This is a genomic window from Micromonospora sp. NPDC051227 (assembly GCF_044455385.1).
Lineage (GTDB): Bacteria > Actinomycetota > Actinomycetes > Mycobacteriales > Micromonosporaceae > Micromonospora.
In genome coordinates, this window is record NZ_JBITET010000001.1 from 851,438 (window position 1) to 866,298 (window position 14,861).

The 14,861-nt window shown below is 70.6% G+C and carries 20 protein-coding genes and 1 pseudogene; 9 read left to right on the forward strand and 12 right to left on the reverse strand.

Annotation, left to right across the window (positions count from 1 at the left end; translation table 11 throughout):
* Positions 1–47: 47 nt before the first annotated feature.
* From ACIA47_RS03970 to ACIA47_RS04010, 9 genes and pseudogenes are all read right to left on the reverse strand, one after another.
* Complete coding sequence (locus ACIA47_RS03970; RefSeq protein WP_396705258.1) at positions 48–587, reverse strand: SUKH-4 family immunity protein; 540 nt, start codon at positions 585–587, stop codon at positions 48–50.
* A complete protein-coding gene (locus tag ACIA47_RS03975; RefSeq protein WP_203118901.1) occupies positions 584–1,126 on the reverse strand; it encodes an SUKH-4 family immunity protein in 543 nt (180 codons plus the stop codon). The genes ACIA47_RS03970 and ACIA47_RS03975 overlap by 4 nt, the downstream gene beginning before the upstream one ends.
* Positions 1,123–1,653: an endonuclease gene (locus ACIA47_RS03980; protein ID WP_203118893.1), complete on the reverse strand. Its 531-nt coding sequence runs from the start codon at positions 1,651–1,653 to the stop codon at positions 1,123–1,125. Before ACIA47_RS03980 ends, ACIA47_RS03975 begins: the two co-directional genes overlap by 4 nt.
* A complete protein-coding gene (locus tag ACIA47_RS03985; protein ID WP_203118891.1) occupies positions 1,646–2,140 on the reverse strand; it encodes a hypothetical protein in 495 nt (164 codons plus the stop codon). Before ACIA47_RS03985 ends, ACIA47_RS03980 begins: the two co-directional genes overlap by 8 nt.
* 4 nt (positions 2,141–2,144) lie before the next feature.
* Positions 2,145–2,468, reverse strand: coding sequence for a hypothetical protein (locus ACIA47_RS03990; RefSeq protein WP_203118888.1), 324 nt, complete (start codon positions 2,466–2,468; stop codon positions 2,145–2,147).
* Positions 2,465–2,887 carry a YbaB/EbfC family nucleoid-associated protein gene (locus tag ACIA47_RS03995; RefSeq protein ID WP_112583471.1) on the reverse strand — a complete coding sequence of 141 codons (423 nt, stop codon included), beginning with the start codon at positions 2,885–2,887 and terminating at the stop codon, positions 2,465–2,467. The genes ACIA47_RS03990 and ACIA47_RS03995 overlap by 4 nt, the downstream gene beginning before the upstream one ends.
* A 118-nt stretch (positions 2,888–3,005) precedes the next feature.
* Positions 3,006–3,134, reverse strand: a complete 129-nt coding sequence (locus ACIA47_RS04000; RefSeq protein ID WP_396705359.1) for a hypothetical protein — start codon at positions 3,132–3,134, stop codon at positions 3,006–3,008.
* Between the two features lie 3 nt (positions 3,135–3,137).
* Positions 3,138–3,182 (reverse strand): annotated as a pseudogene (locus ACIA47_RS04005) (hypothetical protein); the annotation flags it as partial.
* Positions 3,179–4,279, reverse strand: a complete 1,101-nt coding sequence (locus tag ACIA47_RS04010; RefSeq protein ID WP_396705262.1) for a helix-turn-helix transcriptional regulator — start codon at positions 4,277–4,279, stop codon at positions 3,179–3,181. The gene ACIA47_RS04010 and the pseudogene ACIA47_RS04005, both read right to left, overlap by 4 nt.
* A gap of 111 nt (positions 4,280–4,390) precedes the next feature.
* Here ACIA47_RS04010 and ACIA47_RS04015 point away from each other — a divergent pair, with 111 nt between their 5' ends.
* Positions 4,391–4,858 (forward strand): VOC family protein, encoded by a 468-nt coding sequence (locus ACIA47_RS04015; protein ID WP_203118878.1) that lies wholly within the window; start codon positions 4,391–4,393, stop codon positions 4,856–4,858.
* A gap of 75 nt (positions 4,859–4,933) precedes the next feature.
* Here the strand turns inward: ACIA47_RS04015 and ACIA47_RS04020 are convergent, their stop codons facing one another.
* Positions 4,934–5,950: a sensor histidine kinase gene (locus ACIA47_RS04020; protein WP_396705264.1), complete on the reverse strand. Its 1,017-nt coding sequence runs from the start codon at positions 5,948–5,950 to the stop codon at positions 4,934–4,936.
* Complete coding sequence (locus tag ACIA47_RS04025; RefSeq protein ID WP_396705266.1) at positions 5,943–6,638, reverse strand: response regulator transcription factor; 696 nt, start codon at positions 6,636–6,638, stop codon at positions 5,943–5,945. The genes ACIA47_RS04020 and ACIA47_RS04025 overlap by 8 nt, the downstream gene beginning before the upstream one ends.
* A 159-nt stretch (positions 6,639–6,797) precedes the next feature.
* Here ACIA47_RS04025 and ACIA47_RS04030 point away from each other — a divergent pair, with 159 nt between their 5' ends.
* The gene (locus ACIA47_RS04030) at positions 6,798–7,877 is read left to right on the forward strand and encodes an NAD-dependent epimerase/dehydratase family protein (protein WP_396705269.1); all 1,080 of its coding nucleotides are present in this window, start codon (positions 6,798–6,800) and stop codon (positions 7,875–7,877) included.
* Here the strand turns inward: ACIA47_RS04030 and ACIA47_RS04035 are convergent.
* A complete protein-coding gene (locus ACIA47_RS04035) occupies positions 7,849–9,213 on the reverse strand; it encodes a hypothetical protein (protein ID WP_396705272.1) in 1,365 nt (454 codons plus the stop codon). The two genes, ACIA47_RS04030 and ACIA47_RS04035, sit on opposite strands and share 29 nt — an antisense overlap.
* Positions 9,214–9,360: 147 nt before the next feature.
* Between ACIA47_RS04035 and ACIA47_RS04040 the strand changes: the two genes are divergently transcribed.
* The 7 genes from ACIA47_RS04040 (at position 9,361) to ACIA47_RS04070 (ending at position 14,545) form a co-directional block, all read left to right on the forward strand.
* Entirely contained in the window at positions 9,361–10,038 is a 678-nt protein-coding gene (locus tag ACIA47_RS04040; RefSeq protein ID WP_203118872.1) for a glycosyltransferase family 2 protein, read from the forward strand.
* Positions 10,035–10,715, forward strand: a complete 681-nt coding sequence (locus tag ACIA47_RS04045) for a DUF2064 domain-containing protein (protein ID WP_396705275.1) — start codon at positions 10,035–10,037, stop codon at positions 10,713–10,715. The genes ACIA47_RS04040 and ACIA47_RS04045 overlap by 4 nt, the downstream gene beginning before the upstream one ends.
* Positions 10,712–11,425 (forward strand): class I SAM-dependent methyltransferase, encoded by a 714-nt coding sequence (locus ACIA47_RS04050; RefSeq protein ID WP_396705277.1) that lies wholly within the window; start codon positions 10,712–10,714, stop codon positions 11,423–11,425. The genes ACIA47_RS04045 and ACIA47_RS04050 overlap by 4 nt, the downstream gene beginning before the upstream one ends.
* A complete protein-coding gene (locus tag ACIA47_RS04055) occupies positions 11,422–12,588 on the forward strand; it encodes a molybdopterin-dependent oxidoreductase (RefSeq protein ID WP_203118870.1) in 1,167 nt (388 codons plus the stop codon). The genes ACIA47_RS04050 and ACIA47_RS04055 overlap by 4 nt, the downstream gene beginning before the upstream one ends.
* On the forward strand, positions 12,585–13,010 hold the full coding sequence (locus tag ACIA47_RS04060; protein ID WP_396705279.1) for a hypothetical protein: 426 nt from the start codon (positions 12,585–12,587) through the stop codon (positions 13,008–13,010). Before ACIA47_RS04055 ends, ACIA47_RS04060 begins: the two co-directional genes overlap by 4 nt.
* 44 nt (positions 13,011–13,054) lie before the next feature.
* Complete coding sequence (locus tag ACIA47_RS04065) at positions 13,055–13,894, forward strand: S-methyl-5'-thioadenosine phosphorylase (protein ID WP_396705281.1); 840 nt, start codon at positions 13,055–13,057, stop codon at positions 13,892–13,894.
* 66 nt (positions 13,895–13,960) lie between these two features.
* Positions 13,961–14,545 carry a DM13 domain-containing protein gene (locus ACIA47_RS04070; protein ID WP_396705283.1) on the forward strand — a complete coding sequence of 195 codons (585 nt, stop codon included), beginning with the start codon at positions 13,961–13,963 and terminating at the stop codon, positions 14,543–14,545.
* Positions 14,546–14,861: the final 316 nt, after the last annotated feature.

Here is a 14,861-nt window from a genome sequence, read left to right on the forward strand (position 1 = left end):
GACTCGACGGCGCCTGTCCTATCCCGGCCGGGCCGGCCGCGGCGAGGCTAGCCGCTGGTGGACTCCAGCTGATCGAAGGCCATGCTCCACCAGGACTTCGGGTCGGCGAACGCAGACGGGTCGACGCCCATCAGTTCCTCGCGGATCGCGGCAGCTCGCGCGGCGCGGGCCCGACCGCCCGGGTCCGTGGCGATGAGCTGCCCGAGCCGGTAGAGGAACTCGACGAACGCGGCGAAGGTCGCGTTGACCGCCTCGAAGTTCGGGGTTTCCAGGTCCAGCAACACGACGGCTCCGGTCAGCGCGTCGAGGCAGAAGAGCAGCTGCGGGTCCTCGGGTGAGCTGCCGAGGACGATGTGGATGCGCGGGCTGGCCTCGCCGATCTCGATCTTCAGCTTGGAGAACAACTCCATGCCGGAGATGTCGACGTCGACAGTGAACAGGATAGGCACGTCGACCGGGATGGCCCCGAACGGCGGGAAGACCTCTGGCGTCAGCGGGCCGAGGACGTCGTCGAACCGGTCGACCGGGAAGTAGATCATCCCATCGGCGCCCCAGAGCGCCGTGAGCTCCTCATGTGTCGCGGTCAATCGTCCGCCTCCTCGTCATCGTCACCGGGCGTGGTCAGACCGCGCTCGTCGAGGAAGCCCCACCACTCGTCGTCGTCGAAGCCGACCTCCCCGTACCCGGCGCCGAAGACGTAGTAGGCGAGGAACGAGTCGAGGTCCGGCGCGACGTCGAGAAACAGCTCACGCATGAACCACTCGTCGGTGGTCTCCGCCGGGAAGTACCAGACCGCGCCGGTGTCGCGTCGGATCAGCAGCGGTTCGTCGTTCCGCGTGCCGATGACCAGCCACTCGGCGGGCTCGTCGGCGACGCCGGTGAACTCGGGCATCTGCTCGATGTAGTACTGGATGTCGTCGAGATCCGCGACTGCGGGCAGGTCGAACGCGCCGGCCAGGATGCCGTTGGCGGTCTCCAGCAGCTCCCGGACCGGCTGCGGCAGCTCGGCGGGAATCTGGTCGGCCGGAGCGCCCTCGTTGATCTGGGCCCATGCCAGCGTCGCCGGCTGGTCCGCCTCCAGGTCGGTACGCAGCTCCGCGATGAGCTCCCGCAACTCGGGATTCAATCCACCACCTCTATTCGGATCGGTGTGCCATCGGGCAGGTGCATGATCTGCCGCCAAATTTGCCCGCCGACATCCCAGTTCGTTTTACCGTGCAGGAGCTTCAGATTACTAACGTCGTCTGCGCCGCCGAGTTGCAGCTCCCACACATGGTCGGGCTGCTGCTTACGGAGTCGGGCGGCGAGGGCGTTCGCCATCTTCTTGTCGTGGGGCCAGTACTTGTCGAAGATCTTCTGCCGGATGCGCTTCTTGTAGGCCTTCGTGATTGTCTCGTCCCGGGCGACCGGGTTCGCCTGTTTGAACAGCTTGCCCTCGTCGCTGAGCTTCTTCAGTGCGTTCATCTTTCGGTCGAACTGGCCGCGCGCGTGGAACGGCCTGCGCTGCACCTTGATCGTGACCTCGGGCAGGTCGTTGTTGCGCACCACCGGCTTGGCGGCGGCCTTCTTCACCGCCGCGCGGACGCCCTTGCCAACCCTCGGCTTGCCCGCGCCGCCGCGCTTCTTCGAGCTCTTCGGTGCCCTGCTAGGCATCGAGGAGCTCCTGGATCACCTGGTCGATCAGCAGACCGACGATCTCTCGCGTGATCATCTGGAAGATCGGGACCTCGGCCAGCGACGCGCCGAACGTGACGACGGCGGTGGCGATCGCCTGAGCCACCGCGAAGGCGAGGATCGCGAGCTGCACTATCACTTGGATCTTCAGCGCGAGCACGATCGCGGCGGCGATGATCAGACCGGTCCCGATCAACATCGCGGCCTGGGAGTAGTCCGACAGGGTTCCCGGGCCGCTCTCCGGGTTGGACCACCACTTCTGAAACGCCTGCATCGACTCGCCCTGGTGCTGCGACCAGATCGCCGCCGCAGCCGAACCGGCCTCCCCGGAGGCGTCAGCGACCGTGCCGGAGAAGTCCAGCCAGGCCTGGCCCATCTCGAACAGCTTTTCCTCGTCGGCCTCGGGCCAGGTGTAGCCGATCCAGCCGAGTGCCGTGATCAGCTCACCCGGCAGTTGGAGTCCCATGCCGTCACCCCAGCATTCCCTGGATGTCCCGCAGCGCGCCCGCGGCGGCTTCCTCGACCAGCTCGAAGTTGTCGGCCATCTTCGTCAGGTCGCTGCCGGCCGAGCCGATCTCCTCGGCGGCCACGCCGATGCAGTCCAGGACCCAGGTGGACGCCTCCGTGTACGCGATGCCGATCAGCGAGCCGATGTCGTCGGCACCCCACGGCTCGCCGTACCCCTGCATCTTCGCCTCGAAGCTCTCCAACTGCCCGATGAAGCGTTCGGCGGCGCCGATGACCTCGTCGCCGCCGGAACGCAGCAGCGCGGGCTCGACCTCGAAGCCGTTCACCGGGAACCTCCTCGGGCCATCCGCTCCTGCGCGTCCGTGAGCGCCTGCAAAAAGGCACCGAGCCGCGGCACGGCCGTGTCACGAACCTGCTCCAACTGCTCGGTGAGCTGCGAGAGGTCGCCGGAGGCCACCGCCGGACCGCCGCCGCGCATCGAGTCGATCGCCGCATTCACTGCCGCGATCACGTGGTCGCAGACCTCGGCCGCGCCGAGCCGCATCATCCGTGGGTCCAGCGTCAGCGACTCCAACCGGCCATCAGCGCCAAACTCGGCACGGACCTGCCCCTCGGCGGACTCACCGACCCGACGCAGGCGCGCGGCCTCCTCGTCCTCCGGCGCAGCGCCGGCGGCGCGCAACGCGCCAACCGTCGCGTCCAGCATGCGAGCGAACTCCCCGCTCGCCGGCTCGTTCACCGACATGCGCCCTCCATCGATCGCGTCCGAGACAGTGGAGAGCGTAGTCAGACCCGGCAAACGGTGTGGTCCCGCGAGGCGGACACCCCATCGACCGGCGCACCTGACAGCGGCTGGGTACCGCTCAAGGCTGGAAGTACTCCGACATCAGGCGGCTGACCCATTCCGGCTGCTCGACGTTCACCGCGACGAACTCCATCATCGTCGGCTTCAGGTCGACGACCGGGGTGCCCGAGACCGCGTCGAGACCCACCACCGTCAATTCGCGGCCGTGGACGGATTCGATGGCGCAGCACGTCACTCCGATGCGGTCTGGTCTGCGAGGGCCACGGCCGGCGAACACACCAACGGGCGGAAGGTCGGAGCGACCACGGTAGGGACGGGGTTCGCGGTGATCGCCGTGTGCTGGGAACTGGTCGACGATGTTGCGCTGGCGGCGGTCCTGGCGAAGCGGCGGGCCAGGTGGCCAAAGGCGTCGACAAGCTCGGCGGGGCCGACAACGTCGATCTCGGTGTCGAACCGGGCGATGGCGGCGGCCAGGCTGGGCCAGGACCACGAGCCGAGAGTGAGCCGGCAGCGGTCCGAACCAAGGTCCTCGACGGTCCCGTCGCGCGTGTAGAGGGCCACGGTGGCGGCCGGCAGGTCGAGGATGGCGGTGCCCTGGCAGGGCCAGCCGATGACGCCGTCGTCGGCACCGCGGAACCTGCCGGTGACGAAGCTGGTCACGTCGCCGCCGGGCAGTTCCCTCGGCGTGAAGCGCGGTCCGTTCGGGATGCGCAGGGTGATCCGGTCGGCGCGGAAGGTACGCCAGGCTGACCGGTCGAGGTCCCACGCGACGAGGTACCAGCGTCCGTCCCAGGTGATGAGGTGGTGCGGCTCGACGCGGCGCGGAGGCATGTCCAGAGTCTCGGAGCCGTAGCCGAAGCGGAGGGTCTCGTGGGCTTGCACGGCGGAGCTCATCGCCAGGAGCACGTCGTCGTCGATGGGGGCGGCCGGTAGGGTGACGGGCCGCTCGACGGCGGTGACCTGGAGGGCGTTGACGCGGTGCCGGAGCCGGGACGGCATGACCTGCCGGATCGTGGTCAACGCGCGTGCTGCCGCTTCGCCGGTGCCGTCGCCCAGGGTGGTGACGGCGATCTGCAGCGCGAGGGTGAGAGCGACGGCCTGCTCGTCGTCGAAGAGCAGAGGCGGTAGTTCGGTGCCGGCGCTGAGCCGGTAGCCACCGTCGGGACCCTTCGCTGCCGCGATGGGGTAGCCGAGCTCGCGCAGCCGGTCGACGTCACGGCGCACCGTCCGCAGGCTGATGTCGAGCCGCTCGGCCAGGAGCGTTCCCGGCCAGTCGCGGCGCGCCTGGAGGAGCGACAACAGGGCCAACAGTCGACCCGAGGTCTTCGGCATGAATGGAATCTATCCGCAGTAGGTGACACATCCTGTCACCTACGTCGTCAACCCTTGGTGCTGACGCCGGCCGGACACCGTGACCGGAAACAACTTTCACCAGGAGTCTTGATGAGCATCACCACGACTGCCCACCTCAACTTCCGGGGCAATGCCCGGGAGGCGCTGGAGTTCTACCACTCGGTGTTCGGCGGCGAGATCATGGTGATCACGTACGGCGATTTCGGGATGCCGAAGGAGCTGCCCGACGCCGGCAAGGCCGTTTGGGGCCAGGTCGCCACCGACGACGGATTCCGCGTCATGGCCTACGACGTGCCCAGCCAGGCCGGAGCCGGCATCGCCCCGCCGCCCTCCACGCGGCGCGAGCACGGCGTGACGCTGACCAGCGAGCCGTTCTTCCTGTCCGTCCGCGGCGAGAGTGTCGAAGAGGTTGGCGCACTGTGGGAGAAGCTGGCCGATGGCGCCACCGTGGTCGAGGCGTACGGCTCGACGCAGTGGGCACCGGCGTTCGGGATGCTGACCGACCGCTTCGGCATCACCTGGATCCTCGACGTCGCCGCCCAGCACGCCGACGCCTGATCCTCGCCCTCTGACAACGGGATGGGGCCGGCGCAGACCGACGGCCTCATCCCGCCACTTCGAGCGTTCGTGCCCTCAGGCGGTCGCCAGGCGGACCATGAACTGGCAGCCGTCGGGGGTGTTGCGCACCTCGACCCGACCGCCGTGCGCCTCCACCAGGCCATGGACGATGGCCAGGCCGAGCCCTCCGGACGCCCCACCGTCGCCGGGGCCAGGGGTCCGGGCTGGTTCACCACGGAACGCGATGTCGAACACCCGGGGAAGGTCGGCCGGGGGAATGCCGCCACAGGTGTCGGCAACCGACAGCCAGGCGTGGTCGTCCTCCCGGCCGGCTTCGATGCGTACGGTGCCGTCCTCCGGGGTGTAACGGACCGCGTTGAGCAGCAGGTTGGCCACGACCCGAGCCAGCTCCGGCTCGCTCGCGGCAACTGTGGGCCACCCCGACTCGCTGGCGATCAGCTTGATCCGGCGAGCGTCGGCCAGGGGGATGGTGCTGGCCAGCGCGTCCGAGACCACCTCTCCGAGCGGCACCGCGGTCAGCGACAACCGCAGCGCTCCCGCGTTGATCCGGGACAGCTCGAACAGGTCGTCGACGAGTCGGGTCATCCGGTCGGTCTCCAGTCGGATGCGCCGGTGGTACTCGTCGACCGTGTCCGGATCACGCACCACCCGGTCCTCCAGCGCCTCCGCCATGGCCCGCAGCCCGGCGAGCGGGGTCCGCAGGTCGTGGGAGACCCAGGCGACCAGGTCGCGCCGGCCCTTCTCCAGTTGCCGTTCCCGCTCCCGGGCCTGGTCGCGCCAGACCGCGGCGCGGGCCAGTCGCCGGCCGAAGTGCCCGCCGACGGCGAGGCTGACCACAGCTGCCGCCGCGACGGTGATCAGGACCACCTCACTGTCGTGCGCGGAGAGGAACATCGCTTCCGCGACCGCCATCACCCCGACGGCGACAGCGACCACAGTGGTGGTGAGCAGCACGTTGAGGTGCACGGTGATCGAGCTGCGTCGAAGCGCGCGGAGCAGCACCGCACCGGCGAGCCCGATGCCGAGTGCCGCGCCGAGGGCGATCGCGAAGATCAGGAGTACGTCACGCATTGGCCGGCTCGTAGCGGTAGCCGACGCCCCAGACGGTCACGATCCGCTGCGGATCGGCCGGGTTGGCCTCGATCTTCTCTCGCAGCCGGCGTACGTGCACTGTCACCGTCGAGTGGTCCCCGAAGTTCCAGCCCCAGACCTGCTCCAGAAGTTCGGCCCGGCCGAAGACCCGGGACGGATGCCGCATGAGGTGGACGAGCAGGTCGAATTCGCGCAGCGTCAGCGCCAGATCGGCACCGGCGAGGCGGGCGGTTCGGGAGGCAGTGTGCACCACCAGATTGCCGTCGGTGAGCGCCTCCGGCCGCTCGGGCGGTGCCCCACCGCCGGCCCGACGGAGCACCGAACGGACCCGCAGCACCAGTTCCCGGGGTGAGAAGGGCTTGGTCAGGTAGTCGTCCGCGCCGAGTTGCAGCCCGAGGATCCGGTCGGCCTCGTCACCGCGTGCGGTCAGCATGACGATCGGTACGCCGTCCGGCCGTACCCGCAGCGCCCGGCACACCTCCAGGCCGTTGACCCGGGGCAGCATCAGATCGAGCACGACCAGGTGTGGCGCCTGACGCTCAACCGCCGCCAGTGCCGCCGCGCCGTCCGCCGCGAGGCTGACCTGGAAGCCGTCGTTCTCGAGGTAACGACGGATGACATCGCTCACTGTCTGGTCGTCGTCGACCACCAGCACGCGCTGCGTCACGGACCTTCCCCGTCCCGCGCCGTCAACGTCTCCCCCAGATGTCCATCGGCCCAGCGTAGCCACGCACCGGGGTCCGCCAGCCCCGGCAAAGCTTGCGAGGTTCTTACGGCTGCGTGCGAAAACCCGAGCGGGCGTACGCGACGTCATACGGTGACCGGAATGCGGATACTTGTCACCGGTGCGGCCGGGTTCATCGGCTCCCACGTCGCCGACCTGCTCACCGAAGACGGGCACGAGGTGGTGGCCGTGGACGCGCTCCTGCCGGAGGCGCACGGCGCAACAGCACCGCCCTGGACCGAGCGGCACGACCTGGTGGTCGGCGACGTACGCGACAGCGATCTGCTGACCCGGCTACTCGCCGGGGTCGACGCGGTCTGCCATCAGGCAGCCATGGTCGGCCATGGCATCGACCCGGCCGACGCCCCCCGGTACGCCGCGCACAACGACCTCGGTACGGCCACCGTCCTCGCGGCGATGCACGCCACCGGGGTACGCCGACTGGTGCTGGCCAGCTCGATGGTGGTCTACGGCGAGGGCCGCTACCACTGCCCGACCCACGGGATCGTCCGGCCCGCCGGCCGCCGTGCCGTCGACCTGGCCGAGGGCCGGTACGAGCCGACCTGCCCTCGCTGCGACCAGGCACTCTCCCCCGGTCTCGTGCCCGAGGACGCACCGCTGGAGCCGCACAGCACGTACGCCGCCACGAAGCTGGCCCAGGAACACCTCGCCGGCGCCTGGGCCCGGCAGACCGGCGGGTCGGTCTGGGCCCTGCGCTACCACAACGTTTACGGTCCGCGAATGCCTCGTGACACTCCGTACTCGGGGGTCGCGTCGATCTTCCGGTCCGCCCTGGCCGCCGGGCGATCGCCCCGGGTGCTGGAGGACGGCCGGCAACGGCGCGACTTCGTGCACGTGACCGACGTGGCCATGGCCAACCTGCTGGCCCTGACGACACCGGCACCGGATCCCCTGACCCCGGTCAACGTCTGCTCGGGTGAGCCGCACACCGTCGGCGAGTTGGCCCACGAGCTGGCGTCGGCGATGGGCGGGCCGGCGCCGGTCACGGTCGGGGGCGGGCGGACGGCGGACGTACGGCACGTCGTGGCCGATCCGGCGCGCGCCACCCGGGCGCTCGGTTTCACCGCCCGAGTCGGCTTCACCGCTGGCATCGCCGACTTCACCACCGCCGTGATGCGGGATTCGGCATCGGTCACGACACCGTCCAGAGTAGGTGGTTGACGGCGAGAGCCGTGGCGGCCTGGGCCGCCAACCACCACCGTCGGTGACCGTGGGGCAGGTGCGCGGTGGCGACCAGCAGCCAGACGGCGAACGGTAGCCAGATCCGCTCCACCTCGGCCTTGCTGAGCCCGGACAGGTCCGCCGCGAGCACCGCCGCCGTCGCCGCGATGGGCAACCACACAGTGGGCCCGGCGCTGGCGATCCGCTGCCGGAGGGCCGGCGCGAGTGGTGGGTGCGGTGCTCGGATCGACACGGCGGACACCACCCGCCGCAGCGCCGGCCCGATCACCGGACCGGCCGAGAGCAGCAGGGCGGCGAGATTCGCCCAGACCCAGTAGCCGTACGGACGTTCCGCCGCCCAACCCTGGTAGTAACGACGCGCCACCAGGTGGTAGCCGTCCAGCCACCAGAAGCCGGCGAGGGTGAACACGGCGGCGACAGCCGTGACCGCCGCCGCCGCGACCAGGAGCACGCCGAGGCGGTCCCGCGCCCGGAGCAGCACCACTGTCAACGCGAGCAACCCGACCAGGACGAACCCGTACGACAGGTAGAGCGCGAAGCCGAGGAGCAACCCGCCCAGTGCGGCCCCCGGTCGGCCACCCACCGCCAGCAACGCCAGCCCGGCCGCGACCACCGCTGCGAAGATCCCGTCCGCGGACGCGCCCACCCAGACCGCCCCCGGCAGGAGCACCAGGAACGGCCACACCGCCCGGGCGGCGTCCTCGGCGCCGAGTGCCCGCAGTGTCACCGGAACCGACACCGACACCGTGGCGCCGAGCAGCACGCAGGCGAGCCCGGCGGCGGTCCCGCCGCCCAGGCCGATCCGCTCCAGCCAGACGAAGAACAGCAACGCGCCCGGTGGGTGAGCGGCGGCGTGGGTGGACCACGAATCGGGCTGGAAGTCGAGAATCCGGTCGGCGAAGCCGGACACCATGATGCCGACGTCCGTCACCCGGGGCAACTCGTGCAGGTACTCGGCCTGCACGGTGAGCCGCTCGGTCAACCCCGCGGACCAGCCGTCCACCAGGGCCAACGACAGCGTCCAGAGCAGCGAGGCGAGATAGCCGACCGCCAGCAGCCGCGGCCACGGCGTGTCGGTCCCCCAGCGCGTGCCCCGCCAGACGAACAGCGCCGCGACGAGCAGCGCCACGGGGGTGCCGGGCCCCAGATGGGGCTGCCAGGAGGCGTAGATCGGCGCCGCGTCAGCATGAAGCCGCACACCCTGCCGGTTGAGCAGTGCGCCGACGGCGACGGCGACGGCGAGCAGTGCCACCTCGGCACCGAGGACGATCAGGTCAGCGGACCGGGGTCGTCCCGGCCGGGTCATCATGGTCATGGTGACGGCCGACGCTACGACCTCCGACCAGGGATTCGATGGCCGCACGGTGAGACGTCAGCGAGTCGTAAGATCCGTTGCCGTGTAAGCGATTCGTAAGGAGAAACCGCGGTCCGGACGGCCGGTGGCGGGCCTAGCGTCGCCGGTATGCACACAACGATCGACGTGGTGCTGCCGTGTCTGGACGAGGCGGCCGCACTGCCTGCCGTACTGAGCGGACTTCCGCCCGGCTACCGCGCCATCGTGGTCGACAACGGCTCCACCGACGGTTCGCCGGTCGTCGCGGCCGAGTACGGGGCCCGGGTCGTCCACGAGCCGCGACGCGGGTACGGCGCGGCCGTGCACGCCGGCCTGCTGGCGGCGGAGGCGGATCTGGTCTGCGTGCTCGACGCGGACGGCTCGTTCGACCCGGCCGAGTTGCCCAGGCTCGTCTCGGCGGTGCTCGACGGGCGGGCCGATCTCGCCGTCGGGCGGCGTCGGCCGGTCTCGGCAGATGCCTGGCCGTGGCATGCCCGCGCCGGGAACGCGCTGGTCGCGGCCCTGCTGCGGCGGCGCGGCGTGCCGGTGTACGACATCAGCCCGATCCGGGTGGCCCACCGGGCGGAGCTGCTGGGCCTCGGTGTCAACGACCGCGCGTTCGGCTACCCCCTGGAGTTGCTGCTGCGCGCGGCCGGAGCGGGCTGGCGGATCCTCGAACTGGACGTCGCGTACGCGCCCCGGGCCGCCGGCACCAGCTCGAAGGTCTCCGGGTCGGTCCGGGGCACGTGGCGGGCGACCCGGGACTTCGCCGGAGTGCTGCGCGCCGACGCCGGTGGTGTCCGGTGAACGTTCTGCTCCTGGTCGCGAAGGCACCGGTCCCCGGGCAGGCCAAGACGCGCCTCTGCCCGCCCGCCGATCCCACCCAGGCGGCCCGGATAGCGGCGGCGTCGCTGTTGGACACCCTCGCGGCGGTGCGCGCCACCGCCTCGGCCATTCCGGTGCTGGCCCATGCCGGTCGGTTCGCCGATGCCGAGTTCGGCGCTGAGCTGACCGCCGCGTTGGCGGGCTGGCACCTGCTTCCGCAGCGCGGCGGCACGTTCGCCGACCGCCTCGCGAACGCCCACGCCGACTCCGCTGCGGCATTTCCCGGCCGGCCGGTGCTGCAGATCGGCATGGACACCCCGCAGATCCGGCCGGCAGTGCTCACCAGCGCACTGGATCGGCTCGCCGAACACGAGGCGGTGTTCGGACCGGCGCTGGATGGCGGCTGGTGGGCACTCGGGTTACGCGATCCAAGGTACGCGAGCGCGTTACGCGACGTACCCATGTCGACCGACGACACCGGGCGCCGCACCCTGGCCGCGCTGCGCGGGCACGGCGTACAACCGGCGATCCTGCCCGTGCTGCGGGATGTCGACGACTGGTCGTCGGCGCTGGCGGTCGGAGCTGACCTACCCGGCACCCGGTTCGCGGACGCCGTCGCGTCGGTGGGCGGCCATCTGCTGAGCGGACGCCCCCGGTGAATTCGACGATCAGTCTCGACGGTTTCGACGTGGTGCTGGGCAGACTCGGCGGGTGGTCCGCCGATCAGGACGCCTACGGCACGCCGGTCACCTCGAGACCTGCGACCCAACCCGACCATTGGCTGGTGCACACCGACGGGCGACGTGACCTGTTGCCGGTACGGCGCTGGCACGGCCCGCCCGAGCCGGAAATCGAGTCCGTCGCCGCACGCTGCACGGGGCCCACGATCGATCTCGGCTGCGGCCCCGGCCGGCTGACCAGGGCACTCGCCCAGCGCGGCCTCGTCGCACTGGGAGTGGACATCTCCGCCGAGGCGGTACGTCTGACCCAGGGCCGGGGTGTGGTGGCCCTACGACGCGACGTCTTCGAACCCCTTCCCGGCGAGGGTAGGTGGGCGCACGCCCTGCTCATCGACGGCAACATCGGCATCGGCGGCGACCCGGTCCGCCTGCTGCACCGGTGCAGCGCCCTGATCGCGGCCGACGGAACGCTGGTGGTCGAGGTGGAACCCCCGGGTGCCGGGCTGTGGCAGGGGCAGGCGTACGTCCTGTCCGGAGCGTCCGCCGATCGGGAACTGCGCGGGCCGGTGTTTCGCTGGGCGCGGGTCGGGGCGGAGGCGGTGGCCGGTGCCGCCGCCGCTGCCGGCCTGCGGGTCGTCGACCGTTTCCGGCTCGGTCCACGCTGGTTCGCCGAGTTGGCGCGTTCATGATCCGCCGGCCACGCGTCCCCGTACCCGAGGACTTCACCGCGCCCTCGCACTCACCGCTGGTCACCGCACGGCTCGGTCTCTGGCTCGCTGTGGCGTTCGGGCTGTGTTTCGGCACCGGGCTGCTCAGTCACTACATCCAGCACCCGCCGGGCTGGTTCACCTGGCCGACCCGACCGGTGAGCCTGTACCGGGTCACCCAGGGCGTCCACGTGCTCTCCGGTGTCGCGGCGATCCCGTTGCTACTGGCCAAGCTGTGGAGTGTCTACCCCCGGCTGTTTGTCCGTCCGCCCCTACGTCAGCCGATCCGGTTGTCCGCACACGCCCTCGAACGGATCTCCGTCCTGGTGCTGGTCTGCGCCGCGTTCTTCGAACTGGTCACGGGCCTGTTCAACGTCGCCCAGTCGTACCCGTGGGGGTTCTTCTTCCCGACGGCGCACTACGCGGTCGCCTGGCTGGTGGTCGGGGCGATGCTGCTGCACGTCGCGGTGAAGCTCCCGGTCGCTCGCGCGGCGCTGAGCACGCCACTGCGACCCAGGAGAGCGGTGCGGGCCGCGACGCCGAGGGCTGACGATCGGGACTCGTCCGAGCGACGCGCGTTCCTGCGTACCTCGGCGGGCGTCGCCGGCATCGCCGTGCTGGCCACCGCCGGGGTCACCGTGCCGTGGCTACGTCGGGTGTCGCCGCTGGCGTGGCGCTCCGCGTCCGGGCCGCAGGGCGTACCGATCAACCGTACGGCGGCTGCCGCGCGCATCGCCGTTCCACCCGACTGGCGACTGGAGATCGTCTGGCCGGGCGGGCGGGACACCCTGTCCCTGGCCGACCTGGCGGCTCTGCCGCAACGTACGGCGGAACTGCCGATCGCCTGCGTCGAGGGCTGGAGCGCCTCGGCCCACTGGACCGGCGTGCCCGTCGTTCAGTTGCTCCGACGGGCCGGCGCACCGACCGGCCGACCGGTTCGGGTCACCTCACTGGAGACCGACGGCCTGTACGCGGCGAGCACACTCCCTGCGGCCCATGTCCGCGACCCGCTGACCCTGCTCGCCCTGCGGATCAATGGCGAGCAGCTGTCGCCCGACCACGGTTACCCCTGTCGACTCATCGCGCCGAGCCGGCCGGGCGTCCTGCAGACCAAGTGGGTGGCCCGGCTGGAGGTGCTGCGGTGAGAACCGTCCGGCTGCTCCTGCTCGTGGTCGGTGCCGCGGCCACCGCGTACGGCGGTTGGCTGCTCCTCCCCCAGCTTGGCGCCGCCCTGCCGTGGCTGATCGGCGGCCCGGTGCTGCACGACGTCCTGGTGGCACCGCTGGTCGGACTGGTCGGGTTGACGCTGGGTCGACTGGTGACGAACCGGTCACGTCTGGCCTGGATCGCCGCGGGCCTGACGGCCAGCGCCACGTTGCTGCTGATCGCGGTGCCCCTGCTGTGGCGACCACCCTCGGCGCCTCCGAACCCGGGTCTACCGGACCGCGACTACCCGCTGGGGCTCGCTGTCGGGCTGGCTGTCCTCTGGGCCGCGATCGGGGTCGTCCTGGTCGTCGCCACCGCTGTCGACCGACGCGTCGCGGATCGACGAGCCAACCGTCGCTGAGTCGACCCCACCCGTTCTTCACTGTTCGCCCAGGAGGGGTACATATGTCAGCAGGAGACATCAGCACTACCGATCGCCCGCAGATCGCCGTGATCGGCGGATCGGGGTTCTACGAGTTCCTCGACGACGTCACCGAGGTCACCGTCGACACACCGTACGGACCGCCGAGCGACGCGCTGTCAGTCGGGAGTGTCGCCGGGCGGCCGGTGGTGTTCCTGCCCCGCCACGGACGTCGACACACCCTCCCCCCACACCGCATCAACTACCGGGCCAACCTGTGGGCGCTGCGCGCACTCGGCGTCCGCCAGGTGCTCGCACCGGGCGCCGTGGGCGGCCTGCGACCGGATCTGGGCCCGGGGACCCTCGTCGTACCGGACCAACTTGTCGACCGGACCAGCGGCCGGGAGCAGACCTACCACGACGGACAGCCACGCGCGGACGGGAAACTCCCCCAGGTCGTCCATGTGCCCTTCGCCGACCCCTACTGTCCGGTCGGACGAGCCACGGTCCTCGATGCCGCCCGATCCGCCGGTTGGCAGCCGGTCGACGGCGGAACCATGGTCGTCATCGAAGGGCCCCGATTCTCCACCCGTGCCGAATCACTGTGGTACGGCCGGGAGGGCTGGTCGGTCGTCGGCATGACCGGCCACCCGGAAGCGGTGTTGGCCCGCGAACTGGCACTGTGTTACACCGCGCTGTCAGTGGTGACCGACCTCGACTCGGGCGTCGAGGTTGGTCAGGGCGTGACCCAGCAGGAGGTGTTCACGGTCTTCGCCCGGAACATCGATCGGCTGCGCCTCCTGCTCGGCGACGCGGTGAAGACGTTGCCGGAGGACCAGGGAGCCTGCCCGTGCGGACAGGCGCTGTCAGAGACGGAGCGGTGACGGTCGTAAGGGTTCCGAAAGGGTTCGCGAACAGTTCGACGGCGGCGACGGCCGTACGCTGCGGGGGTGGGAAAACGGATGTTCCGGTCGCCGGTGGTCCGAGCCGGTCTCGCCGCCGCTGTCGTCGTGGCGATGCTGGCCCTCTACTGGTTCCAGCCGTGGAAGCTGTTCACCGACACCTACGTCGACGAAGCGATTCCCCGCGTAGGGACGACCTCGACCGCCCCGATCCCGGCGTCTCCGACCCCGGGATCCTCGACACCGGCCCCCGCGACCTCGGCAGCCACCCCAGGGGCGAACGAGATCCTGACCACCGGCGAGTTCGTCACCCATGAGCACCGGACGACCGGCAGTGCCGAGATCCACCGGCTCGCCGACGGGCGCCACCAGCTCGTCATCCGAGACCTGAACACGTCGAACGGTCCGGACCTGCGGGTGTGGCTGACCGACCAACCGGTAGTCCGGGGTACGGCCGGCTGGCGGGTGTTCGACGACGGCAAATGGGTCGAGCTGGCGAAGCTCAAGGGCAACAAGGGCAACCAGGTGTACGAGCTACCGGCATCGGTGGAGCCAGGCGACTTCCGCAGCGTCTCCATCTGGTGCAAGCGGTTCGCGGTTTCGTTCGGCGCGGCAGAACTCACGAGCGCCTGACCGGCTTGTCCGGGGCGCAACCCGCCGGGCATGGCATTGACATCTTTCACTGCGGGATCTAGCGTCGGAGCGAATCGATTCGACGCCGAGCCAGGTGCTCCGGCACCGTCGGGCGAACGGTCACGTGGTGTTCGGGCGCACGGTGTGGCCACCATCGATTCGACGACCGACTGGTCCTGCGTGGGCGGCGAGACCAGTGGCGGAAACCTGTGTCGATGAGCCGGCCGGGCGCCGTCGGCACATCGCGTCTTCTGGGGTTCGTCCGCGGCGAACGTGGTCGATGGGGGTGAACCGCAGCGGCGCGTCGTGGCGGCGT